This window comes from Hymenobacter sp. B1770 (genome assembly GCF_049896385.1).
Classification (GTDB): domain Bacteria; phylum Bacteroidota; class Bacteroidia; order Cytophagales; family Hymenobacteraceae; genus Hymenobacter.
In genome coordinates, this window is record NZ_JAFCUF010000012.1 from 16,752 (window position 1) to 31,799 (window position 15,048).

Genomic DNA, 15,048 nt, shown 5'->3' on the forward strand with positions numbered 1-15,048 from the left:
TTGGCGTCTTGGCGTCCGCGTCGTTTGCACATCATCTTTCAACGCCGAGACGCCAAGTGTGGCGTCTCTACAGCCCACTTCCCTTTCCATCCTCGCAACCACTGCTTGATGAAATCAAAGTCTTTATTTCTGGCATGCATCACGCTACTGGTGCTCCTGCCGCTTCTCAGCCGTGCCCAGCCGCGCCTGCCTTCGCTGTTCACCGACAACATGGTATTTCAGCAGCAGGCCGAGTGCGCCGTGTGGGGCTGGGCCAAGGCTGGCAGCACAGTCACCGTGAGCCCGTCGTGGGACAAGCAGAAGTACCGTGCCCAGACCGATGCTGCCGGCAAGTGGCGGCTGAAGGTAAAAACACCAGCCGCTGGTGGGCCTTACGAGTTGACTATTAGCGACGGCACGCCAGTAAAGCTCAAGAACGTGCTGGTGGGCGAGGTCTGGCTGTGCGGCGGGCAATCAAACATGGAAATGCCCATGAAGGGCTTCAAGGGCCAGCCGGTGCTGGGCTCGAACGAAGCCATTGTAAAGTCGAAAAACGACCAACTGCGCTTGTACATAGTGCCCCGCTCTTCGGTCACCGAGCCCCAGGAAAACAGCAAGCCCTCGCCTTGGCGCGCCGCCTCGCCCGAAGCCGTGGCCAACTTCAGCGCCACGGGCTACTACTTCGGGCGCCTGCTGCAGGAGATGCTGCAGGTGCCCGTGGGATTGATTCACTGCAGCTACAGCGGCTCCTTCATTGAAGCGTGGATGGATGCGGAGAACCTGCGGCAGTTTGCCGGCGTGAAGATTCCGGCCCGGGGCGACACCATTAAGCAGGTCAGCCGCACAGCCACCACGCTCTACAATGGGATGCTGCACCCCATTGAGGGCTACGGCATCAAGGGCGCTATTTGGTACCAGGGCGAATCCAACTACGACCGGCCCGACCAGTACGAAAAGCTGTTTGCCGCCATGGTGAAGCAGTGGCGAAGCCGTTGGAGCATCGGTGACTTTCCCTTTTACTACGCCCAGATTGCGCCGTTCGACTACACCCGCACTTCCTCCAACAAAGGCGGCAAGTACAACTCGGCCTTCCTGCGCGATGCCCAGCGCAAGTTGCAGGACCAAGTGCCCAACACCGCCATGGCCGTGCTCCTGGATGTGGGCGAGGAAACGTCCATCCACCCCATGCGCAAGGAGCCGGCCGGTACCCGCCTGGCTTACCTGGCCCTGACTCAAACCTATGGACAGAAGGGGTTCGGCGCACTCAGCCCCACCTATGAATCCTTGACCGTGAAGGACAAAACGGCGACCGTGCGCTTCAAGAACTCGCCCATGGGCATGACGACGTTTGGGCAAGAACTAGCGGGCTTTGAAGTGGCTGGGGCCGACCAGAAGTGGTACCCCGCCAAAGCCAGTATTGCGGGCAGCGTGGTCAACGTCACAGCCGCCGAAGTGGCGGCGCCGGTGGCCGTACGCTACGCGTTTCGCGACTATACTCGCGCCACGCTGTTCAGCAACGAGGGCCTGCCCGTCTCTTCGTTCCGCACCGACGATTGGGCCCAGTAAGTATGAAGCGCGCCTGCCCTTTGCTTCTGTGGTGCTGCAGCTGGCTCGCCGGCCTGAGCGCGCAGGCACAAAAGCCCAGCCCCGAGCTGGCAGCCTGCAACATCACCTGGACCAGCGCGAGCCGCAACGCTGGTGAATCTATGCCCTGTGGAGGCGGCGACATTGGCCTGAATGTGTGGGTGGAAAAGGGCGACGTGCTGTTCTACATAGCGCGCAGTGGCACTTTCGACGAAAACAACAGCCTGCTCAAGCTGGGCCGGGTGCGCCTGCGGCTGACGCCCAACCCGTTTGAGCGCGGAACCTTTAAGCAGGAGCTAGCCCTGCAAACCGGCGACGTACGCCTGACCGGCGCAGTAGGTAACCAATCGGTCCAGGTGCACATCTGGGTCGACGTGTTTCGTCCGGTGGTGCACGTTGAAATCACTGGCAGCAGCAAGCTGAGCGCCGAAGCCAGCTACGAAAGCTGGCGCTACGCCGACCGCGCCACCAAGGGCAAGGAAAACAACCAGAATTCCTACAAGTGGGCGCCGCAGGGCAACGTGAAAACCCGGCGCGACAGCATCAGATTCCGCAACCAAGGCGTCGAGTTCTTCCACCAGAACGGCCCCCAAACTGTGTTTGATGTCACTGTGCAGCAGCAAGGACTGGCCGGGGCGAAATCACAGCTTTATAACCCGCTCCACGAATTGGTTTTTGGCGGCGCCCTGCTGGGCCGCAACATGGTGCCCGCCGGCACCTACGCCGGCCAGTATCTCAACACCCCTTACCAAGGCTGGAAGCTGAAAAGCCGCGCGCCAGCTCGGACACACTCCATGGTGGTGGCCCTGCAAACGGCTACGGTGCCGACTGCCATGCAATGGCAGCAGCAGTTGCAGCAGACCCTTTTGGCCACTGAGCAAAATCCCAAAGCTGCCCGCCAACGCACCTTGGATTGGTGGCGGGACTATTGGAACCGCAGCTTCATCTACATCCAGCCCGGTAAGCTCGCACCACAGGCGCCGGAGTGGCAGGCGGGGCGCAATTACCAGCTGTTCCGCTACATGCTGGGCTGCAATGCCTTCGGCACCTCCCCCACCAAGTTCAACGGCGGGCTCTTCACCTACGACCCCGTGCTCACCGACTCCACGCTGAAGTTCACGCCGGATTTTCGCAACTGGGGCGGCGGCACCCACACCGCCCAGAACCAGCGCCTGGTGTACTGGCCAATGCTCAAGAGCGGCGACGCAGCCTTCATGAAGCCGCAGTTCGATTTCTACCTGCGCCTGCTGCGCAACGCCGAGCTGCGCAGCCAGACCTACTGGCGCCACCCCGGCGCCTGCTTCACCGAGCAGCTCGAAAACTTTGGCCTGCCCAACCCAGCTGAGTACAACTGGAAGCGCCCGCCCGGCTTCGACCCCGGCATGGAATACAACGCTTGGTTGGAATACGAGTGGGACACCGTGCTGGAGTTCTGCCTGATGATGCTGGAAACCGAGCGCTACGCCGGCCAGGACGTGGCCAACTACCTGCCCTTCGTGCAGAGCTGCCTCACGTTCTTCGATGAGCATTACCAATACCTGGCGCGCCAACGCGGTGCCAAAGCACTGGACGGCGAAGGGCACCTCGTGCTCTACCCCGGCTCGGGCGCCGAGACCTACAAGATGGCTAATAACTCCACCGCCACCATCACGGGCCTGCGCACCGTGCTCACCCGCCTGCTGGCCCTGCCTCCGGCCTACGGCACGCCAGCGCAGCGCGAGCAGTGGGCGGCCATGCTGGCCCGCATTCCGGCCATCAGCCTGCGCGAAGTGCAGGGCCACGCCACCATCGCCCCGGCCAAGTCCTGGGAGCGCATCAACAACGTGGAGAGCCCGCAGCTCTACCCCGTTTTTCCCTGGGGAATCTATGGCGTGGGCCAGCCCGATTTAGCTACCGCCATCAACACCTATCGCTACGATGCGGACGTACAGAAATTTCGTAGCCACGTGGGTTGGAAGCAGCACAACATCTTTGCCGCCCGCCTCGGCCTGACCGACGAAGCGGCGGAGCTGACCGTAGGCAAGCTGAAAGATTCGGGCCGGCGCTTTCCCGCCTTCTGGGGCCCCGGCTACGACTGGGCCCCCGACCACAACTGGGGTGGCTCCGGCATGATAGGATTGCAGGAGATGCTGCTACAAACCGACGACCGGAAAATCTACTTGCTCCCCGCCTGGCCCAAAACCTGGGACGTGCATTTCAAGCTGCACGCGCCCTACCAAACCACCGTCGAAGCCACGTTCCGGAATGGCAAGGTGCAGGAGTTGAAAGTATTGCCGGAGTCGCGGCGCAAGGATGTAGTGGTGATGGAATAAGTGCCGCCGGAGGATGCTTCAGCTTACTTGGTCAGGGCCTGATAGGTCACCACGTATTCCCGGCCTTTTTCCAGTTGCATTTCATATTGCCCGTTGCCTTTGGCTCGAATCTTAGCGCCTTTGCAACTTGGCTTGGAGCGGCTGCGGAAACGCAGCGTACCGGTGCCCACGGCACCTTTCACTTTGAGCTGTTTGGGGCTGGCGGCCACTGCGATGTCGCCCTGTGGCGTGGGCACGGCGCCTTCCATCCACTGCAGGCCGCCTAGGTTGGGCTCAACCACGTAGGTCGCATAGCCGGGCGTGAGGGGCTTCACGCCGAGGTAGTACTTGCCCAGCAGGTATATGGGGCTAGCCCCCCAGGCGTGGCACAGGCTTTTGCCAAAGGGCCGGCCGTACATGGCGTAGTGCTCGGCGCCCTGTTTGGAGGGGTCGTATTCTTCCCAGAACGAAGTGGCGCCCAGCTGCAGCATGCCGCCCCAGTAGGACTTCATTTCCTTGAGCACGTAGGGCTGCTCGCCCAGGGCACATAGGGCCTCCAGCTCATAAAAACGCATGTAGGGCGTGGTGATTTTCGCCACTTCGGGGTTGAGCAGCACCGACTGTTTCACCTGTTGCTGCTGCTCGGGGCTGAGGTAGCCAAAGAAAATACTGAACATGTTGGCATAGCGCGTCACGTTGGCGGTGGGCTGCCCGTTCACGCGGCTGTGCACTAAAGCTTGCTTGCTAGCGTCCCAGTAGGTGGCGAAGATTTTGGCCTTCAGCTCGGTGGCCAGCTGTTGATACTGGGCGGCGCCGGCCTGGTCTTCCATGAGGTTGGCACAGAGAGCCATGGTTTCGAGGCTGCGGCAAAATAGCAGCTGCTCGAAGCTCACTTCGCCCTTCTTGCTGAGGCCGTCGGCCCAGTCGATGAAAATCCAGTCGCCGGCCAGGCCTTCGAGCAGGCCGTTGGCGTTGCGGCGGGCCAGGCAGTAGGCCATCAGGCTCTGCATGCGCGGGTAGAGCTGCTGAATGACTTTCTTGTCGCCGGTGTATTGGTAGGCGTCGTAAATGCCCATGAACCAGTAGAAGGTGTAGTCCATGATGGTATTGATGTGGCTCGTGACCGGGTCTTTGCCGCGCTGCGCGAAGAGCGTGCGGTTCACCGTGGGCGTGTCGAAGTAGAGGTAGTAGTTCATCAGGTAGCTCTGGTAAGCGTCACCCGACCAAATCCAGCGGTCGCGCTTGATGCCGTCGATGAAAAACTCCCGCGTGTTCAGGTGCATGGTATAAGCCGCCACGTCCCAAATCTGGTTGAGCTGGTCGTCGGAGCTACGGAACTTGCCCCGCTGCACCACCGGCGAAAACTCGTAGAGCATCGACACCGAATCGAAGCTCACGCCGGCTTCGGGACGGATATTGACGTAGCGAAACGCCTTCGACAAGGTGGTTAGTCGGTCGGCTTTCTGGGTTTGGTCCACGTCGAGGCGGTCCAGCGTTTCGCAGGTTTCGGTGGCCATCGCTTCCTCGCGCGACTCGCCGAAGTACAGCGCCACCTGGCCCTTGCCTCGCAGCCCGTGCAGGCGCACATAGCCAAAGGTTTCGCGCCCAAAATCCACCACCTGGCCCGTGGGCGTGCAGCTCACGCTGGCCGCGCGCTGCGGCTCGGTCTTGAGCTTAAACGCGGAAGGCAGCGCCTGCGGGTCGTTGAAGTTCCAGCTGCCAGCCGTGAGCCAAGTCGTGCCCGACTGGTCTGATGTTTTGCCGGAGGCGTCAATCCATTCCTTGTCCTCAAACGTCACAAGCCAGGCCCCGTCTGAGGCGATGGTTTTGCCGCGCACGAAGACGGCCGGCACCTGCGCCTGGTTGTAGACTTTGATGTTGAGCCGGTGCTTGCCAGCCGGCACGGTCAGGCGCTGCGGGGCACCGGTCAGCGGCTTGCCGTCTAGCTTGACGTTGTACTGGCCTTCGGCGCGCAGCTCCACCTCTTCGGCTTGCTTTAGGTCAAAGTCCTGGTGGAAGTCAATGAGGGCATAGTGGCTGTCCATCCTCCAGAAAACGGGGAAGAACGAGCCGCGCTCGGTGCGCCGGTTCTGCATCTGGTTGCCCAGCCAGATTTCGTAGTCGCCGGGGTACCAAATCCAGGTGGCCTGGCGCTGGGCGAAGGCGGGTGCCGGGCTCAACAGGGCGAGCAGCACGGCGGCTGTTGCGAGGGCTTGTTTCAGGTAGGGCTTTATCATCAGTGGATAATGTTTCCGTAATCAGCAGGCGCGCTGCATCACGCCGCTTCTTGTTTATTTCGTAGCCAGTCCGTTCCGCAAGTCCCGGTAGGCAGGCTCCAGGCCAGCAGCTTGCTTGATGGCGTCGCTCACCATCGGCCCGTTGTTTTTCCAAACGTTGCCGGGGCCGTTGGCATTGGCCAGGAATTTCTCGGTTGGGCACCAGTTGTCCTGCACCGTGATGTGGGAGGAGCCCTCGTCCAAATACAGGTAGAACCAATGTTCGGGGTCGTGCACGTAGGCCGCTCGGCCGATGTCCTCGATGCGGTTTTCGCTGATGACCGTACCCAGCTGAGCCGACAAGGTGTAGACGCCGGCTACGTCGTAGGTGTGCTGGGCGTAGTGATGGATGTAGTTGGCCTGCACGCGGTTGTCACGCATAACATTGGCTGTTTTGGTCCAGCCCCAGCCCAGGCTGATGCCGGTGTAGGGCATCTGGGCCACCTCGTTGTGCCGGATGGTGATGCCCCGCACGTACCCCGCCGCGATGCCCACGCAGCCCCAGTCCTCGTTGCCGCAGTCGGTGAGCAGGTTATTTTCGAGTTGCTCGTTGGTGCAGATTTCGCGCTCGTCGGTGGGCTGGTACGGAAGGTGAGTTTCAGTGCCCGGGTCCGAGAACCTGCCCACTTGGATGCCGTTGCCAGCAATATCGCGGAAGGTGCAACCCACGACCGCGTCGTCGTGGGTGCCGCTTTCGAAGTCGAGCCCGGCCGAGGCTAGGTGCAGAAATCGGCAGCGCTCGAAGCGCGTATGGCTGGCGCCCGCCACCACCACTGCGGCGGGCGGGCGTCCAATCCAGGCCTGGTTTTCGAGGTCTTTTTTATCCGGCGTGCCAGGGTTTTTCAGCGAGTACCCATCGAGCATAAACAGACCCGCTTGTATCGGCACATGACCTTTCTCGGATGGCCGCAGCCAGGTGGTGTAGGCGAAGCTCAGGCCCCTGAACTGCACGTGGGCCACGGGCTGGTCGAGGCTGCCCGATACCTGCACCAGCGTTTCCAGGGCCGGCGCCACCACCTTAGCGATGCCCATGGCTTCGCCGGGCCGGGGCCAGTAGATGATTTGACCGCGCGAGACGTCATAAAACCATTCGCCGGGCTGGTCGAGCAGCTCAATGGCATTGGTTAGGTAGAAGGCTGAGCTGCCGTTTTTGCCATTAAGAATGGGCCGCGGCCAGGGGTGCTCAAACTGCACCCGGCTTTCGGGCTGCTGGAAGGTGAAGCGGGCTTGGTTGCCTTGCACGGCTAACGTTTTCACACGCAGCACAGCCACCGCCCACATTTGGTGCAACACCATCTCGAGCTGGTTGACCTGACGCAGGGCCCCCACCGCGGCGGCCGGCACGCTGGCCTGTTGCTGGTCCACGTCCCAGGCAGTCAGACGCGGCAGGTTATCGTGGTTGGGCGAGCGGGCCCGCACGGCTTTGCGACCATTCACCCACAGCTGCCGGAAAGCCAGCGCACGGCCACCCAGCAGCGGCACCGGTGCCACCCACACCTGACCTTGCGCGGCGGCGGGCAAGCCAGGTCGTTTGCCGGTTTCTTTGCGCCAGCCCAGCACAGGCGCCCCGCCGCTGAATACCGGCTGCTCACCGGGCGTGGCCTCAATAATCGTGGGGCTGGTGGCGGTGCCCGAGTCTTCGGGCCGCAGAAACAGCGGTTCAACCAGCCGGTATTCGCCCCCACGCACCCAGATGTGTACGCCCCCTTGCACGGCCGGGTCGTGCAGGCGCCGCAGGTCACGGGCCTGCCGTAGGGCCGCGGCTACCGTTGCCAGCGGCTTTTCCGCCGTGCCGGCGTTGCGGTCCGAGCCCGTGGTGGCTACCCAGATATCGGCCGCCCCAGCGTGTTTAGTCGCTAGTAGGATGAGGGTAAAAAGTAAAAGGCGATGAACCATGCGAATGAGAAAGTAGCGTGGACTCTGCGAGTCCGCGAACGAGCGCAGCGAGTACCGTCGGCCGCACTTAAATTATTTTTATCCCCAGCCTGCGCACACGTCGTTACTCGCTGCGCTCGTTCGCGGACTCGCAGAGTCCACGCTACATCAGGGCGTCACCGACTTATTGAAAAGGGCCTGCAAGGCGTCGAAGCTTTTCAGCGCATTGGCTGGCAGCAGTTCGCCCAGCGGGCCGAAGACCCGCTGCGCTTCCTCCTTTTCGATAGTGACTTTGGACTCGTCCAGCTTGCCGGTTTTATCCTCAGCGGCGGCCAAGTTCAGCTTGAGGTGCTGCGCCATAAACTGGTACATGGCCTGGCGCTTCGAGGGGCCGTAGTCGTGACCTTCGGCGGGCAGGTGCACGTTCTTCACCAAGTCGGTTTGGCCGTAGTAGCCGTAGATGTTCCGCACAAAGGGAAAAGCCGTTTGGGGCGTTTCGGCGGTCCAGTCCTTGCCGTCGGTAATGGCTAGTTGGGGCCGCGGGGCAGCCATGGCAGCAATTTCGGCGTTGTTAGTGCCACCGCCGCATAGGTGCACGGGCATGCCGCTTTCGCAGGGGCAGCCACCGCTGTGGTAGCTGGAAAGCATCACCACGGGCACGCTGACTTTGATACGGTCGTCGAGGGCCGTGAGCAGCATAGTTTGGCTGCCACCACCCGAGCCGCCGGTGATGGCTACCCGTGTTTTGTCAGCTTCTTTCAGCCCCAGCAGGTAGTCGAGGCTGCGCAGGCCGTTGAGGGCCTGTACGGTCATGGCGAGGCTGCGGCGGTGGTCTTCTCCCTTGAACTGCAGCGTCGACTCACCCCAGGCGAACAGGTCGTAGCTAAACACCATGGCACCCATGCGAGCCAGGGCGGCGCAGCGGTACTGAGCGTCGGCCCGGTAGCGGCCGTTACCGAAGTGCCCGTCGGGACTGATAATTACAGGGACTTTGCCCCTGGCCTTGAGCGGCCGGTACAGCGAGCCCGCCACAAACAGGCCCGGCATGGTCTCCAGGGCCACATTCTCTACCGAGTAGCCGTCGAACTGCCGCTTGTTGGAGATGATGGGTTTGCTGGCGGGCCGGGGTGGCATGGGCGACAGCCGCAAGGCCTCCCACATGCAGCTGCGTAGCTCCGCTTTGCGCTTTTCCCAGCTGGCCGCGTCGGTGTAGTGCGAGGCAAGGTAAGCCAGTTGCGCCGCGCCTTCCTCGGGCGTTTTCAGGTGGTACTGGAAGGTCTTTAGCTTGTAGGCTTTCTCGCCGGTTTTGGTCACCTGCAGGTCGAAAGGCGCCAGTACGTTTTTCAACGTTTCCTCCACATCGGGACGGTAGCGCCACTCGGCGTAGGTCACGTATTTATCCTTCACCATGTTCGCATCGGGCCTGATTTTTACGCCATAGCGTTGCTGAATCTGGTCGAGCACGGTTTGCAGCGGCAGGCGGTATTGGTCGTCTGCAGTCTGGGCCTGAGCAGCTGTCGTCAGGAGCAGAAAAGCGAAAAGCAGGTGTAGAAGTCTGGACATGGGTGGGAATGTGTTTTGGACCGGCAGAAATCGGTCACGAACGTCATGCTGAGCTTGTTGAAGCATCTCTCCCGCTTCGTTGATTCAGATTAGATTACTCTCGCAGTAGAGATGCTTCGACAAGCTCAGCATGACGTTCTTTTTGGTTGACCCTCTGTTAGTGCCCTTAATCCTTGGTTATCTCTGCCGTGCCTACTGGCGCGGTATAGCCCTTCAGGGCCGGCCACACGCCGTTTTCTATCTTCACCAGCTTCATTTTCTTGGGGTCGAGCACGGCGTGCTTGATGCGCTGGCGGCGCCAGGTGTACACGAAATGCACCTTGCCGTCCTTCGTTTGAATTACCGAGGGGTAGGAATATTGGCTGATGGGCGAGTCTTCCAGAATGGCCGCCGCGTACCACTCTTTACCATCTTTCGACACGGCCACATTAAGTGGAGTGCGTGGGCCTTTGGCGAGAGTGCCGGGGGGCAGCACGTGGTTGTACACCAAGAGTTGGCGGCCATCGGCCAGGGTCACGGCGTCGGTGCCGGAGTTGTTGCCGGGCAGGTTGGTTTTGGCGAGCGGCGTCCAGGTTTTGCCCTGGTCCGAAGACCACGACTCTAGGATGGCGCGGTCGCGGCTGCGGCATAGCAGCTGCAGGCGGCCGTCTTTGTGCGTGAGGATGCTGGGCTGAATGGCGCCCTTCGTCTCGCCGTTGTCGATGGGCCCAATCATGCTCCAGGTTTTGCCGAAGTCAGGAGAGGCTTCCAAGTGCACGCGCCAGCCGCCGCTGCCCTCGGTGCTGGTGGGCGATAGCAACGTACCGTTTTTCAGCAGCACAGGTTTATTTTTCACTGGTCCAACGAAGTTTTCAGGCAGCGCCTGGGCGGTCGACCACGTCAGGCCATTGTCCTTGGAAGTGCGCATCCAGCCCTTCCAGTCCGAGGGCTTTGGGCCAATTTTATAGTACAGCTGCAGCTCACCGCCGGGCACTTGGTAGAGCACCGGGTTCCAGGTAGGGTAGCGCAGGGTTTCGCTTTGCACGCCGTTGGCTACTTCCACGGGAGGGGTCCAGCGGCCGTTTTCCAGCCGGCTCACCCAGATGCCCACGTCGGGGTTGCGCTCTTTGGTGCCGCCAAACCACGCTGCGATGATGCCCTTGGGCGTCTCGGCAATAGTGGCGGCGTGGCTTTCCGGAAAGGAGGCCTTTTCGAAGATGAATTCGTCGGTCACCAAGCCTTTTTGCCACAGCTTGGTTTGGGCCCAGGCGCCGTGGGCAGTCAGGCCGAGGGCAAGCAGAAGGAGCGTTTTTTTCATGTTAATAGGGGGCAGCGGCGTAGCCGTTATTTCTTGAGTTCCAGGCTGGCCAGGATGAAGGGGCCCGTGCCTTTGGGGTCGTTTATTTTGATGGGCTCCTTGACGTAGTATTCGTAGGAGCCATTGCGTTCGGTGCCTGGCCCCAGCCCGGCCACCTCGCATACCTGCAGCAGGTTGAGCTCGCCGTTGGGCTTTACTTCGATGAACTTGGTGGTGATGCCGGCGTACCCTTTTTCGGCAACCGGGCGGTACTTCTTGCTCAGATAGCCTTTGTTAACGCCCTTGGCCAGAGTGTACACGAACATGCACGAGGCCGATGCTTCCAGGTAGTTGCCCGGCTGTCCGGCTTTGTCCATCACCTGGTACCACAGGCCGGTGGCCGGGTCCTGATACTGCTGAATAGCTACGGCCAGGCGGTCAAGCACCTTTAGTAGTTTGGGGCGGTCGGGGTGCTTGGCGGGTAGGTAGTCGAGCACATCCACCAGCGCCATGCCGTACCAGCCAATGGCGCGGCCCCAGAAGTGGGGCGACTGCCCGGTTTGCGGGTTGGCCCAGGCCTGAACGTGCTTCTCGTCCCAGCCGTGGTAGAGCAGGCCGGTTTTTGGGTCGCGCAAGTGCTTTTCGAGCAGCAAGAGCTGCTTGGTGGCTTCATCGAAACCCGCCGGCTCGTTGAAAACGGCCGCGTACTGCGCCACAAATGGGCTGGCCATGTAGGCGCCGTCTAGCCACATCTGGCTGGGATATTTCAGCTTGTGCCAATAGCCGCCGTCAGAGGTTTTGGGCTGTTTTTGCAGCTGCTCGTGCAGCTTTTGCAGCGCCAGCTTATACTTCTCCTGCTTGGTATCGGCGTAGAGCTTGAACAGGATTTTGCCCGAGTTGATGTTGTCCAGGCTTAAGTCCTCGGGCTTGTATTTATAAATCTCACCTTGCGCGTTCACCATCTTGTTGCCGTAGAGCTGCAGGTAGGCTTGGTAGCGCGGCTCACGGGTTTGGCGGCTCAGCTCTTCCAGCGCGTGCATTATCAGGCCCTGGGTATAGCCCCAGTTGTCGGCCAGCGCGGGGTCGGCCATCCAGGGGCTGCGCTTGAGCACCGACAGCGCCATGCGCTCTGACCACTTGGCGGTGGCCGGAACCGTGGCCGGCAACGCCAAGGCTGTGGCGGGGCTCGTCTGGGCGCTGGCAGGAAGTGGCCCTGCCAACAGTACCGCCGCGCCCAGCGCCAACAGCAGCCCGCCCGCTTGGGCTCGTTTCAACATCGGTTTTGCAGTCATTAAATAGGTCAAGCCTTACAAGTCAGAAACAAATGCATAATCGCCGGAGCCCACCTCGAACACGGCTCGGTCGCCTTCCATGCGTACGAACTTCACGCCCTGGGCTTTGGCAACTTTCCTGCCGCTTTCCTCCACGTCTTTCGCCGACTTAGCCGGGATGTACACCATGGCTTTCGTGTTGCCCGGCACGGTAATGTTCCAAGTGAAGTGCTTGGCGTCTTTTTTCCAGTTGCTGCGAATGAGGCCGCGCACCGAGCGGTAGCTAGCCTGCGCGCTGGTGAGGTCGGCAATCAGGGCGGGCTTCATTTCCACGGTTTGGAAGCCCGGCGCGTCGGGGGCCGACTTAATGCCGCCTAGGCTTTCGTAGTACCAAATGAGCAGGTCGCCGAGCAGCATCACGTGGTTTTGGGAGTTCATGGCGGGGTCGGCGGTGTTGCCGTTCCACAACTCCCAGATGGTGGTGGCGCCATTGGCGGCCATGTAACCCCAGCTCGGGTAGTCGCGGTTAGTGGCCAGGCGGTAGGCAATGTCGGGCCGGCCATGCTCGGTGAGGCCGCGCATCAGCCACTGCGTCCCGATGACGCCGGTGCTGATGTGGCCCTTGTTTTCGACCAAAATTTTATCGGCTATGTTCTGAAACACCTTGGTGCGCTCGGCGTCAGGCGTCATGCCATAAGCCAGCGGCAGTAGGTTGGCCGTCACCGTGTTGTTAGAATACTGTTGGTTCTGGGCGTTCAGAAATTTCTGATTGAAAGAACCTTTGATTTTGGCGGCGAGGCCGGCGTACTCCTGCACATCAGCGGGCTTGCCCAGCACGGTGGCAAAGCGCTGCATCAGGGCCAGCATATGGTAGTAGGTGCTGGTGGCAATGACCTCACCGCTGGTGTTGCGGGCAGGGTCTTTGGAGTGAATCATCTTCTCCGATTCGGGCGGCACACACCAGTCGCCGTACTTGTCCCTGGTCACGATGTTGTCGCTGGTCATGTAGTTAGCCCGCATGTAAGTCAACCAGCGCTTCATCGAGTCGTAGTGCTTCGCAATGGGCTGGCTGTCGCCGTACTGCGAGTACAGCATATCGGCGATGGTCAGGTAGGTGCCGGGCCAGGTCACGTTGTCGCCGTAGTAGCGCCAAAAAGCGGGGGCTACGTCGGGGATGCTGCCGTCGGCTTTCTGCGCCTGCGCAATGTCGTCGAGCCACTTGGCGTAGAGGCGCGAATTGTCGAACACAAAGCTCTCGCCGTAGGCCCCGGTGGTGCGGTCGCCCAGCCAGGGCTGCCGCTCGTTGCGCTGCGGGCAGTCCACGGGCATGCCCTTGTAGTTGCTGCGAATGCCCCAGTAGGCATTCTTGTAAATCTGATTGATGGTGGCGTTCGAGGTCGTGAATTCGCCCGTGGTGGCCATGTCGTCATACACCACGCGGCCGTCGAAGTCGGCCACCGTGGGCGTGCCGGGGTAGCCGCTCACTTCCACGTAGCGGAAGCCGTGGTAAACGAAGGTGGGCTCCCAGGTTTCGCGCCCGCCGCCTTTCATGGTGTACACGTCGGTCACGCGGGCATCGCGCAGGTTGCGCACGTATAGCTCGCCGCTCGGTTGCAGGGTCTCGGCAAAGCGCAGGGTGATTTTGTCGCCACGCTTGCCGGTAGCGCGCAGCCGCAGCCAACCGGCCATGTTCTGGCCCATGTCTAGGATGTAAGCGCCGGATTTCAGCTTGGTGATGGCCACTGGCTTCAGCGTTTCCATCACCTTCATGTTCTCGTTCATCTGGGCCTCGTAGGCGCCGCCGGGCTCCTGTACCAGCTCGGTTTTCAGCCAGTTTTTGGCGTCGAAACCAGCCGTGCTCCAGCCCTTCATTTCCTTAGTGGCATCGTATTCTTCGCCGTCGTATTCGTTGTTGGTCCGGATGGGGCCATCGGCCGTGGCCTGCCAGGTATCGTCGGTTTTGATGACCTCGCGGGTGCCGTCGGCATACGTCACATCCAGCTGCATCAGCAGCTTGGGGTAGCCAAACGTCTTGATTTTGTAAGGCTTGTATTTCTGCCGCATGGCGTAGAAGCGGCCATTGCCCAGCACGGTGCCCACGGCGTTGGCGCCGGGCTTGAGCATCGCCGTCACGTCGAACGTGTTGTACTTCACGTTTTTGTTGTAGTCGGTGGGACCGGGTGCCAGCACCTGGTCGCCCACGCGCTGGCCGTTGAGATACAGTTCGTACAGCCCCAGCCCGATGATGGATGCCGTGGCCTGCTTTATCGGCTTTTCAGTCTTGAACTCCTTGCGGAAGTAACGGGCCGACAGCCGGGCGTGCGTCTCCTCCTTGTCCCAAGGGAAGGCGCGGTCCAGGCCAATCCAGCGGCCTTTCCAGTCGAGATAGTTGAGCAGGCCCATGCTCCAGTGGGCGGGCGTGCTCCAGTTGGTTTCGCCCTGGTCGGTCCAGGTTTTTACCTTCCAGTAGCAGCGGGTGCGGGTTTTCAGCGGCGCGCCGGCGTAGGCTATGTGCACCGATTGGGCCGAGCTGACCTTACCCGAATTCCAGAGGTCGCTTTCGTCGGCGGCCAGCTTTTCGGGGGTGGAAGCCACCAGTACTTGGTAGGCGGTTTGGGTCAGGCCGCGCTCAGAGCTGCTCAGCTCCCAACTAAGGCGAGGCGCAGGTGCATCAATGCCTTCGGGGTTGGTCAGCAGCTCGCAGCGCAGGCGCGTCAGCTGCACGGCGGCTGGCGCGGCGGGCCGCAGCGCCGTGAGCACCAAGAGTAGCAGCAGGAATGGAAGCAGGTGTTTTCGGTTCATAGTCGGGGCCTTCTCCCTCCTGCTTCCACTCAGTTATAAATTGAAAACCTGTCGTTTGACAAGTCTGGAAGGCGGGGGCTTCACAAGGCACTTTTCGTACCCCATAGTTCCGACTATTTTGGTTCAGTTTA

Annotated in this window: 8 protein-coding genes; 2 read left to right on the top strand and 6 right to left on the bottom strand. The window is 61.1% G+C overall.

Annotated elements, in window-relative coordinates:
- Nucleotides 1-108 precede the first annotated feature (108 nt).
- Together ACP7AJ_RS18965 and ACP7AJ_RS18970 are read left to right on the top strand one after the other, a co-directional pair.
- A complete protein-coding gene (locus tag ACP7AJ_RS18965; RefSeq protein WP_426061773.1) occupies nt 109-1,545 on the top strand; it encodes a sialate O-acetylesterase in 1,437 nt (478 codons plus the stop codon).
- Between the two features lie 2 nt (nt 1,546-1,547).
- Entirely contained in the window at nt 1,548-3,875 is a 2,328-nt protein-coding gene (locus tag ACP7AJ_RS18970) for a DUF5703 domain-containing protein (RefSeq protein ID WP_426061774.1), read from the top strand.
- Between the two features lie 23 nt (nt 3,876-3,898).
- On the opposite strand, the gene ACP7AJ_RS18975 is transcribed toward ACP7AJ_RS18970, so the two are convergent.
- The 6 genes from ACP7AJ_RS18975 to ACP7AJ_RS19000 all read right to left on the bottom strand — a co-directional run bounded on the left by ACP7AJ_RS18975 (nt 3,899) and on the right by ACP7AJ_RS19000 (nt 14,917).
- Complete coding sequence (locus ACP7AJ_RS18975) at nt 3,899-6,091, bottom strand: alpha-L-rhamnosidase C-terminal domain-containing protein (RefSeq protein WP_426061775.1); 2,193 nt, start codon at nt 6,089-6,091, stop codon at nt 3,899-3,901.
- A gap of 54 nt (nt 6,092-6,145) precedes the next feature.
- Nucleotides 6,146-8,026 (bottom strand): right-handed parallel beta-helix repeat-containing protein, encoded by a 1,881-nt coding sequence (locus tag ACP7AJ_RS18980; RefSeq protein WP_426061776.1) that lies wholly within the window; start codon nt 8,024-8,026, stop codon nt 6,146-6,148.
- A 147-nt stretch (nt 8,027-8,173) separates the two neighbouring features.
- The gene (locus ACP7AJ_RS18985; RefSeq protein ID WP_426061777.1) at nt 8,174-9,568 is read right to left on the bottom strand and encodes an alpha/beta hydrolase family protein; all 1,395 of its coding nucleotides are present in this window, start codon (nt 9,566-9,568) and stop codon (nt 8,174-8,176) included.
- Nucleotides 9,569-9,734: 166 nt separating this feature from the next.
- Nucleotides 9,735-10,865 carry a sialidase family protein gene (locus ACP7AJ_RS18990; RefSeq protein ID WP_426061778.1) on the bottom strand — a complete coding sequence of 377 codons (1,131 nt, stop codon included), beginning with the start codon at nt 10,863-10,865 and terminating at the stop codon, nt 9,735-9,737.
- 26 nt (nt 10,866-10,891) lie between these two features.
- Nucleotides 10,892-12,121: a glycoside hydrolase family 88/105 protein gene (locus ACP7AJ_RS18995; protein WP_426061779.1), complete on the bottom strand. Its 1,230-nt coding sequence runs from the start codon at nt 12,119-12,121 to the stop codon at nt 10,892-10,894.
- Nucleotides 12,122-12,151: 30 nt separating this feature from the next.
- Nucleotides 12,152-14,917 carry a family 78 glycoside hydrolase catalytic domain gene (locus tag ACP7AJ_RS19000; protein WP_426061780.1) on the bottom strand — a complete coding sequence of 922 codons (2,766 nt, stop codon included), beginning with the start codon at nt 14,915-14,917 and terminating at the stop codon, nt 12,152-12,154.
- Nucleotides 14,918-15,048 lie beyond the last annotated feature (131 nt).

Excerpts from the sequence above, each read along its gene's own strand:
- ACP7AJ_RS18965 (WP_426061773.1), top strand. The coding sequence starts at position 109 with ATGAAATCAAAGTCTTTATTTCTGGCATGCATCACGCTACTGGTGCTC.
- ACP7AJ_RS18970 (WP_426061774.1), top strand. The coding sequence starts at position 1,548 with ATGAAGCGCGCCTGCCCTTTGCTTCTGTGGTGCTGCAGCTGGCTCGCC.
- ACP7AJ_RS18975 (WP_426061775.1), bottom strand. The coding sequence starts at position 6,091 with ATGATAAAGCCCTACCTGAAACAAGCCCTCGCAACAGCCGCCGTGCTG.
- ACP7AJ_RS18980 (WP_426061776.1), bottom strand. The coding sequence starts at position 8,026 with ATGGTTCATCGCCTTTTACTTTTTACCCTCATCCTACTAGCGACTAAA.
- ACP7AJ_RS18985 (WP_426061777.1), bottom strand. The coding sequence starts at position 9,568 with ATGTCCAGACTTCTACACCTGCTTTTCGCTTTTCTGCTCCTGACGACA.
- ACP7AJ_RS18990 (WP_426061778.1), bottom strand. The coding sequence starts at position 10,865 with ATGAAAAAAACGCTCCTTCTGCTTGCCCTCGGCCTGACTGCCCACGGC.
- ACP7AJ_RS18995 (WP_426061779.1), bottom strand. The coding sequence starts at position 12,121 with ATGTTGAAACGAGCCCAAGCGGGCGGGCTGCTGTTGGCGCTGGGCGCG.
- ACP7AJ_RS19000 (WP_426061780.1), bottom strand. The coding sequence starts at position 14,917 with ATGAACCGAAAACACCTGCTTCCATTCCTGCTGCTACTCTTGGTGCTC.